Source organism: Bradyrhizobium iriomotense, from assembly GCF_018130765.1.
Classification (GTDB): Bacteria; Pseudomonadota; Alphaproteobacteria; order Rhizobiales; family Xanthobacteraceae; genus Bradyrhizobium; species Bradyrhizobium iriomotense_A.
Genome location: NZ_JAFCJZ010000003.1, coordinates 347,508 through 365,976, shown reverse-complemented (window position 1 = coordinate 365,976; position 18,469 = coordinate 347,508). Strand labels below are relative to the sequence as shown.

At 64.4% G+C, this 18,469-nt stretch carries 15 protein-coding genes; 7 read left to right on the top strand and 8 right to left on the bottom strand.

Annotated features, from left to right (window positions below; genetic code table 11):
• Positions 1–29 precede the first annotated feature (29 nt).
• From JQ635_RS07940 to JQ635_RS07920, 5 genes are all read left to right on the top strand, one after another.
• A complete protein-coding gene (locus JQ635_RS07940; RefSeq protein WP_211409455.1) occupies positions 30–680 on the top strand; it encodes a GntR family transcriptional regulator in 651 nt (216 codons plus the stop codon).
• Positions 677–2,206, top strand: coding sequence for an aldehyde dehydrogenase (locus JQ635_RS07935; RefSeq protein WP_211409306.1), 1,530 nt, complete (start codon positions 677–679; stop codon positions 2,204–2,206). Before JQ635_RS07940 ends, JQ635_RS07935 begins: the two co-directional genes overlap by 4 nt.
• 69 nt (positions 2,207–2,275) lie before the next feature.
• Positions 2,276–3,643 carry an MFS transporter gene (locus JQ635_RS07930; protein ID WP_211409305.1) on the top strand — a complete coding sequence of 456 codons (1,368 nt, stop codon included), beginning with the start codon at positions 2,276–2,278 and terminating at the stop codon, positions 3,641–3,643.
• A 269-nt stretch (positions 3,644–3,912) separates the two neighbouring features.
• A complete protein-coding gene (locus tag JQ635_RS07925; RefSeq protein ID WP_433996555.1) occupies positions 3,913–5,397 on the top strand; it encodes an amidase in 1,485 nt (494 codons plus the stop codon).
• Between the two features lie 182 nt (positions 5,398–5,579).
• Complete coding sequence (locus tag JQ635_RS07920; RefSeq protein WP_349631843.1) at positions 5,580–5,993, top strand: hypothetical protein; 414 nt, start codon at positions 5,580–5,582, stop codon at positions 5,991–5,993.
• Between the two features lie 241 nt (positions 5,994–6,234).
• On the opposite strand, the gene JQ635_RS07915 is transcribed toward JQ635_RS07920, so the two are convergent.
• Both JQ635_RS07915 and JQ635_RS07910 read right to left on the bottom strand, forming a co-directional pair.
• Entirely contained in the window at positions 6,235–7,263 is a 1,029-nt protein-coding gene (locus JQ635_RS07915; RefSeq protein WP_211409303.1) for a transglycosylase SLT domain-containing protein, read from the bottom strand.
• Between the two features lie 243 nt (positions 7,264–7,506).
• A complete protein-coding gene (locus tag JQ635_RS07910; RefSeq protein ID WP_211409302.1) occupies positions 7,507–8,109 on the bottom strand; it encodes a TetR/AcrR family transcriptional regulator in 603 nt (200 codons plus the stop codon).
• A gap of 200 nt (positions 8,110–8,309) precedes the next feature.
• Between JQ635_RS07910 and JQ635_RS07905 the strand changes: the two genes are divergently transcribed.
• Together JQ635_RS07905 and JQ635_RS07900 are read left to right on the top strand one after the other, a co-directional pair.
• Positions 8,310–9,551 (top strand): efflux RND transporter periplasmic adaptor subunit, encoded by a 1,242-nt coding sequence (locus JQ635_RS07905; protein ID WP_211409301.1) that lies wholly within the window; start codon positions 8,310–8,312, stop codon positions 9,549–9,551.
• A 143-nt stretch (positions 9,552–9,694) separates the two neighbouring features.
• Positions 9,695–12,895, top strand: coding sequence for an efflux RND transporter permease subunit (locus JQ635_RS07900; RefSeq protein WP_211409300.1), 3,201 nt, complete (start codon positions 9,695–9,697; stop codon positions 12,893–12,895).
• A 10-nt stretch (positions 12,896–12,905) separates the two neighbouring features.
• Here the strand turns inward: JQ635_RS07900 and JQ635_RS07895 are convergent, their stop codons facing one another.
• The 6 genes from JQ635_RS07895 to JQ635_RS07870 form a co-directional block, all read right to left on the bottom strand.
• The gene (locus tag JQ635_RS07895; RefSeq protein ID WP_211409299.1) at positions 12,906–13,634 is read right to left on the bottom strand and encodes a sulfite exporter TauE/SafE family protein; all 729 of its coding nucleotides are present in this window, start codon (positions 13,632–13,634) and stop codon (positions 12,906–12,908) included.
• A gap of 186 nt (positions 13,635–13,820) precedes the next feature.
• Entirely contained in the window at positions 13,821–14,078 is a 258-nt protein-coding gene (locus JQ635_RS07890; protein ID WP_211409298.1) for a hypothetical protein, read from the bottom strand.
• Between the two features lie 230 nt (positions 14,079–14,308).
• The gene (locus JQ635_RS07885) at positions 14,309–15,427 is read right to left on the bottom strand and encodes a helix-turn-helix transcriptional regulator (RefSeq protein WP_211409297.1); all 1,119 of its coding nucleotides are present in this window, start codon (positions 15,425–15,427) and stop codon (positions 14,309–14,311) included.
• A gap of 110 nt (positions 15,428–15,537) precedes the next feature.
• Positions 15,538–16,656 (bottom strand): helix-turn-helix transcriptional regulator, encoded by a 1,119-nt coding sequence (locus JQ635_RS07880; protein ID WP_211409296.1) that lies wholly within the window; start codon positions 16,654–16,656, stop codon positions 15,538–15,540.
• 278 nt (positions 16,657–16,934) lie between these two features.
• Positions 16,935–17,183: a DUF6894 family protein gene (locus JQ635_RS07875; RefSeq protein ID WP_211409295.1), complete on the bottom strand. Its 249-nt coding sequence runs from the start codon at positions 17,181–17,183 to the stop codon at positions 16,935–16,937.
• A 151-nt stretch (positions 17,184–17,334) separates the two neighbouring features.
• Positions 17,335–18,309 (bottom strand): helix-turn-helix transcriptional regulator, encoded by a 975-nt coding sequence (locus tag JQ635_RS07870; RefSeq protein ID WP_211409294.1) that lies wholly within the window; start codon positions 18,307–18,309, stop codon positions 17,335–17,337.
• Positions 18,310–18,469: the final 160 nt, after the last annotated feature.

Here is an 18,469-nt window from a genome sequence, read left to right as displayed (position 1 = left end):
ATATTAACGCCAAGGAGACCAAATATATGATGCTTTTGCGCGAAAATATCTACGATCGTCTCAGATCTGATATTTTAGCATGCCGCCTCGCACCCGGCGATGAAATGCGCGAACAGGACCTGGCCGAGCGCTATGACGTGAGCCGGCAACCGGTCCGGGATGCGCTCCTGCGGCTGCAACGCGAGCACCTCGTCACGGTGCAGCCGCGCCAGGGCTATCGGGTCACGCCGATCTCGCTCTCGGACGCCCGCGACCTCCTGCGCTTCCGTCTTGCACTGGAGCCGGCCTGTGTCGCCGAAGCCATCGAGAGCGCGCCCGACAGCGTCTTGAAGTCGCTTGACGAATTCCGCCGCTTCTCCGGCAACCACGAGGACTTCATCGCCTACAATCGCGGTTTCCACAGCGCGCTCGCCCACGCCTCCGGCAATCGCCGCATGGCCACCGCGCTGTGCGACCTGATCGGCCAGGCCGACCGGCTGGTCCGCGTGAGCATTTCCAATCTGAAGGGCCACGATCCGGCAAAGCTCGTCGCCGAGCACGTCGCTTTGATCGACGCCATGCAGCAGCGCGAGACGCGAACCGCCGCGCGCATCATCAAGGCCCATATCGGAGCCACCGAAAAACGCGTTCTGCCGGCGCTCAAGCGCAACGCCGTCATCGTGGAAGAGAGGTCGTCATGAACGTTCCGTCGAAACCCACGTCAATCGACGTCGAAACCCACGGCAATTTCATCGATGGACGTGAAGTCGAGGCCGGGAACGGCGCAATGCTCGATGTCCGTAATCCCGCCACCGGCGACGTGATCGCCCGCATCCCCAACTCGACCGCCGAAGACATCGACCGCGCCATGAAGAGCGCGCGCGCGGCGTTCGAAAGCAAGGCCTGGGGCGGCTTGGATACGCGTGCGCGCGCCCGACTGGTCAACAGGCTCGCCGATGCCTTCGAGGCCAATCTCGACAGCCTTTACCGGCTGGAGACGCTCAACAACGGCCGTCCGCTCAACGAGACCCGCGCGCAGCTCTCGCGCCTGCCCGATTTCTTTCGCTACTTTGCCGGCGTCGCCCTGTCGCGCCGCGACTCCGTGATCCCCGTCGAAGGCGCGTATCTGAACTACACGCTGCGCACCCCCATCGGCATCGTCGCCAATTGCACGCCGTTCAATCATCCCCTGATGATCCTGTGCAAGTCACTCGCCGTGGTGCTGGCGACCGGCTGCGTGACCGTGGTCAAGCCGTCCGAATACACGCCGCTGACGACGCTGAAGCTGGCGCAAATCTTCACCGAAGCGGGCCTTCCGCCTGGCGTCTTCAACATCGTGCTCGGCCTCGGCCAGAGTGCGGGCAAGATGCTGGCCGAACATGGCGACATCGACAAGCTGGTGCTGACCGGCGGCACCGAGGCCGGCCGCATCGCCGGCAGCGCCGCCGCAAAAGTGTTCGCGCACCAGACCATGGAGCTCGGCGGCAAGACGCCGGTGATGGTGTTCGACGATTTCGACGTCGACCGCGCCGTCAACTACGCCGCGTTCGGCGCCTTCATCGGCGCCGGCCAGACCTGCGTCTGCGCCTCGCGCCATATCGTCCAGGCCTCGATCTATGACGAATTCGTCGAGAAGCTGCAGGCGAAGACCCGCACGATCCGCGTCGGCGATCCCTTTGATGCGAACACCCAGATGGGTCCCGTGATCTCCGCCAGGCAGCGAGATCGCGTCCTCGCCTATGCCGGCTACGGTCACGCCGACGGCGCGCGTCTCGTCACTGGCGGCGTTGCCGCGAAGGTGCCGGGCCATGAGAACGGTTATTTCGTCGAGCCGACAGTGTTCGCCGATGTCAGATCCGACATGCGCATCTTCCAGGAAGAGGTGTTCGGTCCCTTCACCTCGGTGACGCCGTTCAAGGACGAGGCCGATGCGCTGCGGCTTGCCAACGACTCGCCGTTCGGCCTCGCGGCCGCGATCCGCACCCGCGACGTCGCGCGCGCCCATCGCGTCGCCGCCTCCGTTAAGGCCGGGATCGTCTGGATCAACGATCACCACCGGCTCGACCCGGCATCGCCCTGGGGCGGCGTCGACGATTCCGGCATCGGCCGCGAATGCGGCACCGAAAGCTTCAACGACCATTTCAACACCAAGAGCGTGATGGTCGCGACGCACGAGCAGCCGTTCGACTGGTACCGCGACACGGCCAATCAGAAGCGACTGAACTAGCAGAAACGACAAGCGGCAAACGCCCAGAGAAGGCGGGCCGCATCAACGGGGATAACAGGGAGAGCGTCTATGTCGACATCGGTGAACGCAGGCGGCCGTCTTAATCGGCTTCCGATCGGACCATTCCACCGCCGCATCATGCTGCTGATCGGCATCGGCATGTTCTTCGACGGTTTCGACATCTATATCGCCGGGACCGTGCTCAGCGTGACGCTGAAGACGGGCTTTTCGACCCTCGCCCAGAACGCGGCCTTCATCTCCGCGACCTTCGTCGGCATGATGCTGGGATCGTTCGGCACCGGCTTCCTCGGCGACCGCTACGGACGCCGCTTCACCTATCAATTCAATTTGCTGCTGTTCGGCATCGCCTCCCTTGCCGCCGCGTTCTCGCCGAACATGGCCTTCCTGATCGCCTGCCGTTTCGTGATGGGCGTCGGCCTCGGCGCGGAAAACGTCGTCGGCTATTCGACGATGACCGAGTTCGTGCCCGCGCGCACCCGCGGCAAATGGCTGGGCTTCACCGCAGTGTGCGTGGTGACGGGCCTACCCGTGGCGCTGCTGGTCGCATCCGTGCTGGTGCCGCAATTCGGCTGGCGCTCGATGTTCGTGCTCGGCGGCGTCGGCGCGCTCGTCGTCTGGTACATGCGCAAGTCGCTGCCGGAATCCCCGCGCTGGCTGGAGGCCGTCGGTCGCACCACTGAAGCGGAAGCGCTGATGCAAGCGATCGAGAAGGAGGCCGCGCAGGGCCAGCCCTTGCCCGCGCCGGCGCCCGCGATCCCGGCCCCGGTCGCGCCCGATCTCGGCACGCTGTTCACCGCGCCCCTGCTGTCGCGGATGATCGTGGGCGCCGTCTGCCTGATCACGATCAACACCCTGCTCTACGGCTTCGTGACCTGGCTGCCGGTGTTCTTCGTCAAGCAGGGCCTCTCGATTGCGACCTCGTTCGGCTATTCGCTGCTGATGGCGCTCGGCGCGCCCATCGGCTCGGCCATCGGTGCATTGACCGCGGACCGCTGGGGCCGCAAGCCGACCATCATCGGCGCCTCGCTGATCGCGGTCGTGCTCGGAATCCTCTACCCCATGATTTCGGATCCGATCCTGCTGCCGGCCGTGGGCTTCGCGCTGACCGTGCCGATCTACGTGCTGGTCGCCCTGCTGTTCGGCATCTACATCCCAGAACTGTTTCCGACCGAGGTCCGCCTGCGCGCCTCCGGCATCGTCAACACGCTCGGGCGCGGCGCCACGATCGTCACGCCGTTCCTCGTCGTGTCGCTGTTCGAGTCGCGCGGCGTCGCCGGCGTGATGGCGCTGATGATCGGACTGCTGCTGGTGCAGATCATCACGGTCTGGGCGCTCGGCATCGAGCCCAGGCATCGCAGTCTCGAGGAGTTGAAGGCGGAGGAAACGGCTTCGCCGGTGCTGAAGGAAGCTTCCTGAGAGGCTGCCGGGACGAACGCGGCCTGCATGGTTCGAGACGCCCGCTTTGGCGGGCTCCTCACCATGAGGGTCTGATATCTTGCCGCAAAACGCGACCTCATCCTGAGGGCCCGCCGCAGGCGGGCGTCTCGAAGGATGGGCCGCAGCCCCGTAGCCCGGATGAAGCGATAGCGTAATCCGGGTCCTCCATCCGCGTCGGGACATGTCCCGGATTGCGCCGCGCTCCATCCGGGCTACAAGGTGTCGGCCGGGATACGATGGAGCGCGTGATGACCGCAGACGCTACTGACCTGAACTACGGCTCGATCGGCGCACTCCTCGGCGCCCTGCACGCCCGAAAAATATCTGCATCAGAGCTGCTCGCGCATACCATCGCCCGCATCGAGGCGCTGGACGGGCCGATCAACGCGATCATCGTTCGTGATTTCGATCGCGCCAGAGAGGCCGCGCGCGCCGCCGATGCTGCGCTCGGCCGCGGCGAGCGGCTGCCGCTGCTCGGCATCCCCGTGACTCTCAAAGAACCGTTCAACGTCGCCGGCCTGCCGACGACATGGGGCTTTCCGCATTTCAGGGATTTTAAGCCGAGGGAAGATGCCCTTGTGGTCTCGCGGCTGAAGGCGGCGGGCGCTGTCATCATCGGCAAGACCAACATCCCGATCGGCCTCAGGGACTTCCAGAGCTACAACGAGATTTATGGGGCGACGAACAACCCGTGGGATCTCGGCCGCTCGCCCGGCGGCTCCTCGGGCGGATGCGGCGCGGCGCTGGCCGCAGGCTTCGGTCCGCTCTCGATCGGCTCGGATATCGGCGGCTCGATCCGGGTGCCCGCTCATTTCTGCGGCGTGTTCGGACACAAGCCGAGCCTCGGCCTGGTGCCGCTGCGCGGCTACAGCCTGCCGCCGGCCCCGCCCGTCCCCGGCCAGGGCGATCTCGCCGTCGTCGGGCCGATGGCGCGCACCGCCTCGGATCTCGCCTTGTCGCTCGACGTGATTGCCGGTCCCGACGAGACGCGCGACGGCGTCGGCTATCGCCTCGCGCTGCCTGCACCACGTCACGACCAGCTCAGGAACTTTCGCATCCTCGTGATCGATACGCATCCGCTGATGCCGACCGGCGACGCCGTGCGATCCGCCATCGGACGATTGGCCGAACGGCTCGAACGATCGGGCGCACATGTCGCGCGCGCGAGCGCATCGCTGCCCGATCTCGGCGAGTCCGCGCGGCTCTACATGAAGCTGTTGAACGGCGCGCGAAGCCCGCGCCTGACAGCGGCCGCCTTCGCCGAGGCGCAAGACGCTGCCACAGCACTCTCGCCCGACGACCGCAGCTTGCAGGCCGATCGCGCCCGCGGCTGGGGCATGAGCCATCGGGACTGGCTGGCGGCCGACGCGGCTCGCCTGCAGCTGCAGCAACGTTGGCAAGAGTTCTTCCGCGAGTTCGACGCGGTGATCTATCCGGCCGCCACCGTGCCGGCCTTTCCACACGATCATTCCGAGCCGTTCGACGCACGGCAGCTCGACATCGACGGCAAGCCCTACAACTATTCCGATGCGTGCTTCATCTGGGCAGATCCGGCTTCGACCTGCGGACTGCCTGCGACCGCCGTTCCAATCGAGCGCACGCCGTCAGGCCTGCCGATCGGCGTGCAGATCATCGGACCTTATCTGGAAGACTGTACGACGATTGCCCTCGGCGGGCTCATCGAACGCGAATTCGGCGGATTCGTCCCACCGCCGTCGCTCTCTGCAATGTAATCTGTGAGACGGCCTAGGCAGCGCGGCAAAACATGCCAGCGCATGCTCCGGCCAATGGCGTTGGTCCACGCCTGGGCGGGGTTAACGCTACGCCGGCGAGCCAGAAAGTCCTTGACGCAACAGAACACCATGGATTTGGATCGGTCGGAAGATCTTGATTAGTCGATGGACGGAGCCGACCTGTGGGATTTTTGCTGAGAATTATGCTCGCAACCGCTCTCGTGAACCTTGCTCCAGCCGTCGCCAAGGCGCCGAAGAAAGCCGTCGCTTCTCCTGCCTTGCAAAAGGAATTCGACGGCTTCATCGAGAAGTTTCGCGCGGCGCTGAGAACAAACGATTCCGCTGCCGTCGCCAGTATGACACGATTGCCATTCATGAACGACAGCGCAATTCGCGACGCCGCGCAATTTCGCGCCAAGACCTATCCGACCTCGTTCACGGCGAAAAATCGCGCGTGTATCGAGCGCGGCAAGGCCGTCTACGATCGCGATCAAGAGAACAATGACAATTACTTCGTCTTCTGCGGCGAGCTCATCTTCGTCTTTACCAAGACGCCGGCGGGATTCCTTTTTACGGAGGTCGGCGCGAATGACTGATCAGGCAACAATGCTATCCACTGCCGCCGGACGTATGATCGGTTGCCTCGCTCAGCGACGTATTGGATACCGCAACCCAGGCAATGGGCCGCACTCATCAACGGAAAGACTCGCCGCGAGCACCACGAGTCGGCTCAGCGACTTCGCCTTCGGTCATAAGCGCCGTTTGGAAGGTCGGCCAGTTGCTTCCGGTCTCCCCGATGAGCCGACAGCTGAGGACGCCGCCCCGGCGACAAAGGAATTATTGGCTTGCCGCCGCAGCGGCGGTCGCCACATATTTCGTGTAGAATTCGGCGACCCGGCCGCGCCACATGCCGACGAACGCCTCTGACGTCACGTTGTCCACCGATTTCCAGGTGCGCTTGAACGCCGGAAGTGCATTGCCCCAGATCGCGCGTTTGCACCACCTCTCACCCTTCTCCTTGCCTTCGCTGGTGGCGCACATTGATTTCCAGGCGGTCCGAGCGGGCCGGCTGATGTGCTCAGCGGCGCCTTCCCAGCCCTGCTGATGGATCAGGTAAAGATCGCTCATGTCCGGCGTCCGGTGCGTGATCCACTCGAACTGGACGCCTTCGGTAATGATTTTGTAGGCGGCCGCAACGGCGTTGTCCCGCGGATTGCGGATCTGTCCGAAGCCGAACTTCCCGAATTCATATTGGCTCAGCTGAAACAGGCCGATATACGACCCGGTGCGTTGATTGGGGTTGAAACCCGATTCGATCTTGGCAACCGCCATCATGAAATTGAAATCGAGTCCAAATGCCTCGGAAGCGCGCTTGATCTCTTCGGCCGGCGTTCCGACCGGAATGTCCTTCAACGCACGCGGGACGATCTCCGCCGGTTTCTCGGCGGGCGGCAGTTCGGACCAGACGTAGTAGACCAGATAACGGAAATCCTGCGTCGACGCCGATTTCGGAGCATCGTTGGGCGCATCGCGTTCTGCCGGCATCGGTTGGACGATATCCTGTCCCAACGACGCCAATTTTGGCGCGACGGGTTCATCGACGATGTCGGCTCCGGTGCTCAACGACCCGGAACCTGCTGACGTCACCGAGCCAAGCTCTGCTCTTTCTGCCCGAAGCGCAGCCGCAAGCCTGGCGGATGCCTCTGCGTACACGGCAGGCGTCACCATGTTCGCAGGAGCCGTCATGTTCGCTGCCGCTTCCGGCATGACATCCGGCACCGTCGCGGCCAGTCTGTTACCGGCGGCCAGACAAAGTCCAAGGGATGCGATGACAACCACGATGCAGCTGGTCTGCAAAACCTTCACTGCCGGAAGTCCACGGATGGCTTCTGTATGAAGGCTATTCGCATGTTCCTGCGGCCTAGGTTAGTCCTCCTTCGTAGAATCGTATGGTTTAAATGTGGTGAACGAGAGCGGACTTTCTGCCTCGCCACACGTCGGCGCTATGGGTGCCGCCGATGGCCGATCGAACTGGCAGCTTCCGCTGTATCACCGGCAGCGACGAAGTAGACGCCCTGGTTTGAAGCTCCGGCCCAATAGTTCCGCATTTTACTTTCGCGCCGACTGCGCTTCCACCGCCTGCACGGCGACATCAGCCACCTGTCGCAGCGCTTCGCGATCCGCGCCCGAAGACGCCATCACGCCCATGCCGACCGACACCGCCGAGACATAGCGCGCGAGCGCGGCGGGATCCGACGTCGGCTTGAGATCACCTTCGGCCTTGGCGCGGACAAAGCGATCGCGGAGCTGGTCCTCGTTCTGGGCGCGGCGGGCGGCGAGCTCGAAGGGGACGTTCTCGGAGCCGGTGCCGCAGGCGATGCCGCCTTGCACGAGCAGGCAGCCGGGCGGATTGGCGGGATCGGTCTGCTTCTCGGCGATGCCCATCAGCATCCGTTCGGCGACGTCGCGGGCGGTGGGGGCTGCGACCACCTCGTCCATCCAGGCGCCGCGCAGTTTGGTATAGCGGTCGAGCGCGGCCTTCAGCAGGCCTTCCTTGTTGCCGAAGCAGGCGTAGAGACTCGGCGGGTTGATGCCCATGGCCTCGGTGAGCTGGGCGATCGTGGCGCCCTCATAGCCATGGCGCCAAAACACTTCCATCGCCTGGTCCAATGCCACATCGGCATCGAATTCGCGGGGGCGTCCCATGCCCATGACTTCAGTCTCCTCACAATCGGCGCTTCGCCCCAATCAACGCCCGATGCTATCTAGTTGTTCTCGCTTTATTTTCTCTTTCGCCTTTCCATTCTTGCGGTAAGCGGCTACAATTTTCTTAGCGAATGTTACATAAGTATCTTGCGCCGCGATATCCAGCTTCACATCTGTAGTGAACACTACATATCTGGAGCGCGCAAATGCCCCCCTCCCAAAATACCTCCCGCACCGGCCGTATCCGCCGCCTTCTCGGCGGCGTCGCCATCGTGGGCGCCCTCGCCGTAGCCGGCTCGATCGCGACCGGCCACTACTTCCGTGCCGCACAGGCGACCGCGACGGCGGCCGCGGCTGAACAGGCCGTCCCTGTGACGGTCGCGCTGATCGAACCCAAGCAGACCGTGCTGTGGGACGATTTCTCCGGCCGGCTGGAAGCCATCCAACGCGTCGAGCTTCGCCCGCGCGTGGCCGGCGCGATCCTCTCCACCAATTTCACCGAAGGCGCGCTGGTGAAGGCCGGCGACGTCCTGTTCAAGATCGATCCGGCGCCCTACGCGGCCGAGGTCGACAAGGCCGCCGCTCAGCTCGAAGCCGCGAAAGCGCGCGTCGTGTTCACCCAGAGCGAGCTCGAGCGCGGCGCGCAGCTCGTCGGCAACGCGGTCGTCACCCGGCGCGACTACGACCAGCGCGACAACGCCAATCGCGAGGCGATCGCCAATGTGAAAGCAGCCGAGGCGACGCTCCAGACCGCCAAGCTCAATCTGGACTACACCGAGGTGCGCGCGCCGGTGGAGGGACGCGTCGGCAAGATCGAGGTCACCGTCGGCAACCTCGTCGCCGCCGGCACTGCCTCCCCCGTGCTGACCTCGCTGGTCTCGGTCAATCCGATCTACGCGTCCTTCGATGCGGATGAAGAGGTCGTGCTGCGCGCGCTGAACTCGATCGCAGACGGCTCCGGCAAGCGCGGCAATCTCGACCAGATCCCGGTGGAGATGGCGACGTCGGGCGGCCTCTCGGCCAAGGGCCACATCCAGCTCATCGACAACCAGGTCAACGGCCAGAGCGGCACCATCCGCGTCCGCGCGGTATTCAAGAACGAGGACGGGCGCCTCATCCCCGGCCAGTTCGCCCGCGTGCGCATGGGCCAGCCGAAGCAGCAGACCTTGGTGATGATCGACGAGCGCGCGATCGGCACCGACCAGGACAAGAAGTTCGTGATGGCGGTCGGCGACGACAGCCGCGCGGTGTATCGGCCGATCACGCTTGGCGGCGCGGTCGATGGCCTGCGTATCGTCACCGCGGGCCTGAAGCCCGGCGACCGCATCGTCGTCAACGGCCTGCAGCGCGTGCGCCCCGGCGCCCTCCTCAAGACGGAGATCGCGGCAATGGGTGCGCGCGGGCTGCAGGCCTCCAACCACAGCAACCAGGACGTGGTGCAACGTTAGTTACGTCCTTCCGGGCCGCGCATCACGCGAGCTCGGAAGGACGACGTCATAGACCGACCAGGACAACGCTTCTCGATTCCGGGCGCGGGCTCAGCCGCCTTCCGGAATAACGGGAGAGCTGTCTCTCGCGCAGGGGCAAAGCCATGAATCTCTCAAAGTTCTTTATCGACCGTCCGATTTTCGCCGGCGTGCTGTCGGTCCTGATTTTTCTCGCAGGGTTGATCTCGCTGTTCGCGATGCCGATCTCGGAATATCCCGATGTCGTGCCGCCTTCGGTGCTGGTGCGCGCGACCTATCCCGGTGCCAATCCCAAGGTGATCGCGGAGACCGTGGCTACTCCCATCGAGGAGCAGATCAACGGCGTCGAAGGCATGCTCTACATGTCGAGCCAGGCGACCACCGACGGCGCGATGACGCTGACGGTGACGTTCCGGCTCGGCACCGACCCCGACAAGGCGACGCAGCTGGTGCAGAACCGCGTGCAGCAGGCCGAGCCGCGCCTGCCGGCCGTGGTGCGCCAGCTCGGCATCATCACCAAGAAGTCCTCGCCCGACCTCACCATGGTCGTGCATCTGCTGTCGCCCAACGGCCGCTACGACATGACGTATTTGCGCAACTACGCGGTGCTCAACGTCAAGGACCGGCTGGCGCGGATCGACGGCGTCGGCGACGTCCAGCTCTATGGCGCCGGCGACTATTCGATGCGCGTCTGGGTCGATCCACAGAAGGCAGCCGAGCACGGGCTCACCGCCAGCGACATCGTGAGGGCGATCCAGGCGCAGAACGTCGAGGCCGCCGCCGGCGTGGTCGGCTCCTCCCCGAACGTCAGGGGCATCGATCTCCAGCTCTCGGTCAACGCGGAAGGCCGGCTCGCGAACGAGGAGCAATTCGGCGACATCGTGGTCAAGACCGGCACGCGCGGCGAAGTCGTTCGCCTGCGCGACGTCGCGCGCATCGAGCTCGGGGCGTCCGAATACGGCTTGCGCTCGCTGCTCGACAACAAGCAGGCGGTGGCGATCCCGATCTTCCAGGCGCCCGGCTCCAACGCGCTGCAGATCTCCGACAACGTCCGCGCCACCATGGCCGAGATCAAGAAGAACATGCCGGAGGGCGTGTCCTACCAGATCGTCTACGATCCCACCCAGTTCGTGCGCTCCTCGATCGAGGCCGTCATCCACACGCTGCTGGAGGCGATCGCGCTGGTGGTGCTGGTGGTGATCCTGTTCCTGCAGACCTGGCGCGCCTCGATCATTCCGCTGCTGGCCGTTCCGGTCTCGATCGTCGGCACGTTTGCGGTGATGCACGTGTTCGGCTTCTCCATCAACGCGCTCAGCCTGTTCGGCCTGGTGCTCGCGATCGGCATCGTCGTCGACGACGCCATCGTCGTGGTCGAGAACGTCGAGCGCAATATCGAGGCCGGACTGTCGCCGCGCGATGCCACCTATCAGGCCATGCGCGAGGTGTCGGGGCCGATCATCGCGATCGCGATGGTGCTGATCGCCGTGTTCGTCCCCCTCGCCTTCATCTCCGGTCTCACCGGGCAGTTCTACAAGCAGTTCGCGCTGACGATCGCGATCTCGACCGTGATCTCGGCCGTCAACTCGCTGACGCTGTCGCCGGCGCTATCTGCCTTGCTGCTCAAGGGTCACAACGAGCCGAAGGACAGACTGACGATCATCATGGAGAAGAGCCTCGGCTGGTTCTTCCGTCGCTTCAATCGGGCGTTCACCTACTCCTCGGAGAGCTACAGCGGCACCGTCACCAAGGTCATCTCGGGCAAGGCCGCGGTGATGGGGCTCTATGTGGTGCTCGTGGGCCTGACTGCCTTTCTGTTCCAGCAAGTGCCGAGCGGCTTCGTCCCCGGTCAGGACAAGCAATATCTGGTCGGCTTCGCGCGCCTGCCCGATGGCGCAACGCTCGACCGCACCGAAGAGGTGATCCGCAAGATGAGCGACATCGCGCTGACCCAGCCCGGTGTCGAGAGCTCGGTCGCCTTCCCGGGCCTGTCGATCTCCGGCTTCACCAACTCCTCCAACGCCGGCATCGTGTTCTCGACGCTAAAACCGTTCGACGAGCGCAAGGATCCCGCGCTCAGCGGTCCCGCCATCGCGGCCGAGCTGAACAAGAAGTATGCGGGCATCCAGGAAGCCTTCATCGCCATGTTCCCGCCGCCGCCGGTCAACGGCCTCGGCACCATCGGCGGCTTCAAGCTGCAGATCGAGGATCGCGCCGGCCTCGGCTATGAGGCGCTGAACGAGGCAACCAAGGCGTTCATGGCGGCGATGCAGAAGGCGCCGGAGATCGCCGGCGTGTTCTCGAGCTTCCAGGTCAACGTGCCGCAGCTGTTCGCCGACATCGACCGCACCAAGGCGCTGCAGCTCGGGGTGCCCGTGACGGAGGTGTTCAACACGCTGCAGATCTACCTCGGGTCCTACTACGTCAACGACTTCAACAAGTTTGGCCGCACCTATTCAGTCCGGGTTCAAGCCGACGCGCCGTTCCGCGCGCGCGCCGACGACATCAGGCAGTTGAAGGTGCGCTCATCTTCCGGCGACATGGTGCCGCTGTCGGCGCTGCTCAAGATCCGCCAGAGCGCGGGGCCCGAGCGCGCGATCCGCTACAACGGCTTCCTGTCGTCCGACATCAACGCGGCGGCTGCGCCCGGTTTCTCCTCGGGCCAGGCGCAGGAGGCGGCGACGCGGATCGCGGCGGAGACGCTGCCGCCCGGCTTTGCCTTCGAATGGACCGACCTGACCTATCAGGAGTTCATCGCCGGCAATTCCGGCATCTGGGTGTTCCCGCTGGCGATCCTGCTGGTGTTCCTGGTACTCGCCGCGCTCTATGAGAGCCTGACCCTGCCGCTCTCGATCATCATGATCGTGCCGATGGGCTTGCTCGCCGCGATGTTCGGCGTCTGGATCTCGAAAGGCGACAACAACGTCTTCACCCAGATCGGGTTGATCGTTCTCGTGGGACTCTCGGCCAAGAACGCGATCCTGATCGTGGAATTCGCGCGCGAGCTCGAATTCGCAGGCCGCACGCCGATCCGCGCTGCGATCGAGGCGAGCCGCTTGCGGCTCCGTCCGATCCTGATGACGTCGATGGCGTTCATCATGGGCGTGCTGCCGCTGGTGCTCTCGACCGGCGCCGGCTCGGAGATGCGACGGGCCATGGGCGTTGCCGTGTTCTCCGGCATGATCGGCGTCACCGTGTTCGGCCTGTTCCTGACGCCGGTGTTCTACGTGCTGCTCAGAACCATCACCGGCAACAAGCCGCTGGTGCATCACAGCAGCGACACCAGCGCGGCACCGGTCCAGAGGCTTCACGAAGCCCAAGGACATTAAGTCAAGGGCACTAGATCAGGGAAATCCCCGAGATCAGCAACAGAACGAGCACGGTCTTGCGAAAGACCGTCTCGTTGACCCGGTGAAAGGCGATCACGCCCAGCGCCGAACCGGCGAACAACGCCGGCAGGCTGATCGCGAGGTCGACGAAGACTTTTGACGACAGGTCCTGGTGCCCGACCAGCAGCGCGATGGCGAAGACCTGCATCGCGGCGATGAACGGCTGTACCAAGCCGCGCTGCTCACTCTTGGGCATGCCGCGCATGTCGCACCAGATCGTCGGGATCGCGCCGGGCATGGCGGTAAGACCGCCGACGAGGCCTCCTCCGAATCCGATCAGCGCGACCCAGTGACGGCCGACAGCCTCGCCGGCCGTCACCAGCGTCGGCCGCAGCAGCATATAGGCGGCATAGAGCGCGACGATGACGCCGAAGCCGCGTCTGAGCAGATGCGTGTCGGTGGTCTGCAGCAGCGAGACCGCGATGGGAACGCCGATCACGCCGCCGACGATCAGCAGCAGGCTGCCCTCCCAGCGGATGTTGCGCCGAAGCGCCCAGAGATTGGTTGCCTGCACGCCGATGCTGCACGCCATCATCAGCGGCACGGCTTCCAGCGGCTGGAACACCCGCAGCAGGATCGCCCCCGCCACCGCCGAGAACGCGAAGCCCGAAAGCCCCGAGACGAACGCGCCGGCGAAGACGGCGGCGCTGAGCAGGATCAGAGTCGTGACATCGGGCACGAGCAGTCCTCCGGTCAATCGTAGGGAATCCGCGGGACCGCAGCCGTGGCGCTCTCGGTGCAGGCGGCCGCCTCGAGCGGAAGCGACACATGAATCGCGTGGGCGTGGGAGCGTTCCAGAACCGCCAATCCCATCAACTGAAGCGTGACGAGTGCCGCCGTGAGTGCGACCGCGACGATGTTGGCGTTACGCCCGTTCGAATGTGGGGTGGCCGGCGGCGCGCTCGCACGCATCAGATCGGTGGGCATGTCCTGAAATTTCCTCTTCGTTGCAGGCCGGAATGATTTCATTCAAAAGCAATGTGTCGTGCGGCTCGCTCAGCAAATGACGATAGCGCTGCAAGGCGCGCCGCGCGTCGATCTCGCGCTGGCTGCGAATGGCGGCACCGACGCGCGCGACGATGTCGCGGAGCCCGGCGATGAAAGCAGGTGACGCCGTTCGCATGACAATCTCCTCTCAATGGCACGAGAGACTGACGGGATTCACGCCCGCCTGCTGTGAGTTGCTTCACACGAAGATCGAGACCGCCGCACAAGAAATCGTGTGACGTGTCTGTAGAAGAGAACGCCGCCAATCGCGTCATTCGATCGAATGAGGCGCGATAACTTTCAAATGATGCTGCTGATTGAACCTATCGCGCGCTCGCGCGACCAGCCTGCGCCCGCGGGCGCGCGTCAGTGCACGAGCGGATTGGAAAATCCCGCCGCAAGCTTGACGAGATCGGCCTGGCGCGAAACGCCGGTCTTGGCGAAGACGCGATGCAGATGCGTCTTCACCGTCGTCTCCGCGATACCGAGCGCGATCGCCGTCTCCGGCACGCCGCCGACCTCGACGATCGACTGCAGCACCCTGAGCTCGGCCGGAGTGAGGTCGAACGTGCGGTCGATGAGACCGGCGCCCGAGCGGCTGTCGAGTTCCGCCCTCCAGACGAACAAGGCCCCAACGGCCGACGTACGTTCGGTCGCTCCATCGCGCAACAGCGACGGCAGCGCGATGACGTTGGCGACATGGTAGGAACCGCTGTGCGACACCAGCGGAATTTTCCGGCCCGCCGCCGCGGCAATGGCGACCTGCCCCCCGTCACGGAAGATATCGCGCAGGGCCAGATTGGCCTCCGACGAGCGCGCCACGAGCCGGCCCGAGACCGACCGCAGCACGTCGGCCTCGGCCAGAAGCGCCTCCGCGGCGGGATTGCTGTGGACGATGTTGCAGGTGGCATCGAGCAGGATGACGCCGGCACTCAGCCGGTCCACGACATCGGCGAGCGCGATCGCGTGCTGCTGCTGTCGCTCGATCGCCTTGTTGATCAGCAACGCCCGGCTGGTGTGTGCGACGAGGGACTGCATCCGCGCCCGCTTCTCCGCATCGAGCATGTCACTGCCCGGGATCACGGTCAGCAGCATCGGACACGACGACTGCGACTGCTCCAGCACCACGTTCGCGACATCGGCACAGCCCTGCGGGCGCAACCATTCCTGATAGAAGCGGCCGCGGCGATATTCCTCGAAGTCCACGAGATCCGGGATGTTGCACACCTCGCCATAACGGGGGAGCCTCGCGAGCGGATCGTACTGGGCGTAGGTCTCGGCATAGAGCTGGATGTAGTGCGGATCGACCCCACAATAAAAATGCGTCGCGCCGGATTTGCTGACGGGATCCTTCGAGATCAGGCCGCAGGCCCGGCTGCCGATGAACGCATTAACCTTGACGATCACCTCGCTCCACAACTCAGGGTGGAGGCCGGCGTCATAGATGCTCTCGATCAGCTCGGAATGTTTGGGAGGTCGGGGCATCGGAAGAGCCAGTGGTCATGCATGGAGACTGCGAAATGTTCTTCGTGCCCGGCGGCTTCTGTGAGTCTCTCACGGGAGCAAAAGGTTCAATTCCGGCCGTGATTTGCTGATCAGTTGACGAGCGGATTGGCGAATCCCGCCGCGAGCTTGACGAGGTCGGCTTGCCGGGACGCGCCCGTCTTGGCGAAGACGCGGTGCAGATGCGTCTTCGCAGTTGTTTCCGCGATACCGAGCGCAGCCGCCGTTTCCGGAACGCCGCCGACCTCGACGATCGACAGGAACACACGGAGTTCGGCCGGCGTGAGATCGAAGGTCCGCGCGATCAGTTCGCCGTAGGACTGCCCTCGAAGCGACACCGCGCGCAACAGCAGCGCGCCGACGGCATCGCCGACGCGTTCGCTGCCGTTGCGCAGCACCGACGACAGCGGCAAGATGTGCGCGACATAGCGCTCGCCGTGGGGCGACAGCAACGGAATCGCGTGCGCCCTCGCGGCGAGCAGGGCAACTTCGCTGCGGGTTGCAAACGCCTCGCGCAGCCGCTGATTGGCTTCATTACTGCTGGTCACGAGCCGCCCGGCAACGGACCGGACGACCTCGTCCGCAGCGAGCAGGCCATAACCGGCGGAATTGGCATGCACCACCCGGCAACAGGCGTCGAGCAGGAAGACGCCGGACGCCAGATTGTCCAAGACATCCGCCAGCGCCGCCGCCAGGGTCAATTTCGAATCGATGGCGCGGTTGATTAGCAGCGCGCGGCTGGCGTGGGGAACGATGAGCGAGAGGCGGTGCTTCATCGCGGGATCGACCATGCGCCGGCCCGAGAGCACCGTCATCATCACCGGGCAGCTCGCATTCGACTGGTCGAGCACCACGTTGGCCGCGTCGGTGCAGCCCTGCGGCTGCATCCATTCCTGATAGAAGCGGCCGCGCCGGTACTCATCGAAATTGACGAGCTCCGGGATGCTTACGATCCGGCCGTGTGGCGGCAGAACCGTGAGCGGATCGAACTTCGAATGGGTCTCGGAATAGAGCTGGATGTAGTGCGGATCCGCCCCGCAATAATAGTGCGTGACGCCGAACTTGCTGATGGAGTCTTTGGAAAACAGCCCGCAGGCCTGGCCGCCGACGAAATCGCGGATGCCGGTGACGACGTTGTTCCACAACGAGGGATCAAGCCCGGCATCGTAGATGGACTCGACCAGGTCAGGCAGTTTCCGCGTTCCGGGCATGGCTCAAAATGGCACTGAATGATCAATGCCAGGAAGCGTAACACAACCAAAGCACGCGACATCCTCCGATCGGATGAGGCGCCGGCCGGGCGGATGGAGCCCGGCCGGCAAGCATCGCGTTCAGGCCGCCAGGGCTGGTGCCGGCTCAGAACGCGACGCGAACGCCGCCTTTCGCGGTGCTGGTGCGGCTTGGACGTAGGCGACCGGGTCGCGGCTCAGAACGAACCGAACGCGCTTCGCCCGGACGTGGTGCAAAGTAGCGACACCACCCGCGCCGCTCACATCTGGTCCCAGCCAACCTTCTCCGCGCTCTCCGCCCAGACCGCGGCGCGATAGATCTCGCGCCCGCTGTTGTCGCGCACGCGAATCCAGGCGTCGCGATCGCGAAGATCATCGCGCCAGACGAAGAGATGCCGCGCCATCTCGTCGGCCACGACGATTGTCGCCTTGGCATGTTCGAACACCATACCGCCCGGATCGATCTTCACGACATTGCCGACCAGGAGGTCGAAGAAGAAACGGCGCATTCAGGACTCCGCTGCCCGGCGGCGCACGCAAAGCTGCATCACGAGCTACTCCACGCGCCAGAACGGAGGCGACACTGCGGCATAAAGGAACATGTCAAATCCCTTTCTTCTGGCTGAAATCGACAGCCAACTGAAATTCAGTGGAGCGCACTCACAGCACCCCGCCGCTCCTGACGTCGCTCGGCGTCGCGCCATAGGTCCGCCGGAAACAGCGGTTGAAATAAGAGAGATCGCCGAAGCCGACGTCGTAGGCGATCGAGCTCACCGGCCGCGCGGCGAAATCCGGCTCACGCAGCATGCGATGGGCGCGCTTGAGACGTTGCTCGGTCAGGAACGACGAGAAGGTCTTGCCGTCCGCCTCGAACAGGCGCTGCAGATAGCGCGGGGTCACGCCGAGCTCGTGGGCAACGCTTGTCACCGACAGATCCTGCTGCCAGCAATTGTTGGCGATGAGGAACTTCGCCTTCTGGAGCCGCGCCGCCTTGACTCCGCGCCGTCCGGTCACCTCGCGGGCGTGATCCGTTGCGCCGAGAACGAGCGCCAGAAGGTCATGCAGATGCGCGACGCCGAGCTGCCGCATCGCAGGCACTTCCAGCGTCTTGTCGCGCACCAGCGCGATCGCATAATCGACGAGCAGTCGCAGCCCGGTGGCGCTCTCCGGAATGACGCGCATCACCGCGTCGTCGACGTCCACGATCATCGGAGCCAGCACGCGCCTCGGCACGCGCAGCGAGAAGCCACTTCCCAGCAAAAGCCGCTCGAAGATCGTGACGTCCTCCGCACTCGTCAGGACCGCCTCTCCGGCCTGAAGCCTCACATCGTGTCCCCGCTCGGATATGCCGAGAACGCCGGACCTGTTCACGATCAAAGCGAGACTGTCGTCGCCGTCCGCAACCAGCTGCTTGGTTCGGACGACCCGCGCTCCACACAGTCCTCCGATCAGCAACTGAGCTTCCGGCAGGACGTGGGACGTGAAGCTAGCCGCCGCCGGCTTGCCTTCCCTTGCCTCGACCTCCGCCCTCACCACGCCGCGGCAATAGAACTCGCGCAGGAGCGGCACGCGCTCGTCTTCCGGAATGTCGTCCGTTGAAACATTAAAGATGGAAAAATCATCCTTGCCGTTCACCGCAATCTCTCCAATCGAAAAACAAGTCCGACCATGCGCCGAGATCCCGCCGCGCTCGGTACGCATCGCGCATTGCCTCCGTTACGCAACGAGGCTCTTCTTCGCGTGGCGCCATATACGAAAGTACCAAACGACGTGCGTCCTGCGTTTGGATGACCCG

Bases quoted from the DNA above. Each gene is read 5' to 3' on its own strand.
- JQ635_RS07940 (WP_211409455.1), top strand. From the start codon at position 30: ATGCTTTTGCGCGAAAATATCTACGATCGTCTCAGATCTGATATTTTA.
- JQ635_RS07935 (WP_211409306.1), top strand. From the start codon at position 677: ATGAACGTTCCGTCGAAACCCACGTCAATCGACGTCGAAACCCACGGC.
- JQ635_RS07930 (WP_211409305.1), top strand. From the start codon at position 2,276: ATGTCGACATCGGTGAACGCAGGCGGCCGTCTTAATCGGCTTCCGATC.
- JQ635_RS07925 (WP_433996555.1), top strand. From the start codon at position 3,913: ATGACCGCAGACGCTACTGACCTGAACTACGGCTCGATCGGCGCACTC.
- JQ635_RS07910 (WP_211409302.1), bottom strand. From the start codon at position 8,109: ATGGGCATGGGACGCCCCCGCGAATTCGATGCCGATGTGGCATTGGAC.
- JQ635_RS07905 (WP_211409301.1), top strand. From the start codon at position 8,310: ATGCCCCCCTCCCAAAATACCTCCCGCACCGGCCGTATCCGCCGCCTT.
- JQ635_RS07900 (WP_211409300.1), top strand. From the start codon at position 9,695: ATGAATCTCTCAAAGTTCTTTATCGACCGTCCGATTTTCGCCGGCGTG.
- JQ635_RS07890 (WP_211409298.1), bottom strand. From the start codon at position 14,078: ATGCGAACGGCGTCACCTGCTTTCATCGCCGGGCTCCGCGACATCGTC.
- JQ635_RS07885 (WP_211409297.1), bottom strand. From the start codon at position 15,427: ATGCCCCGACCTCCCAAACATTCCGAGCTGATCGAGAGCATCTATGAC.
- JQ635_RS07880 (WP_211409296.1), bottom strand. From the start codon at position 16,656: ATGCCCGGAACGCGGAAACTGCCTGACCTGGTCGAGTCCATCTACGAT.
- JQ635_RS07875 (WP_211409295.1), bottom strand. From the start codon at position 17,183: ATGCGCCGTTTCTTCTTCGACCTCCTGGTCGGCAATGTCGTGAAGATC.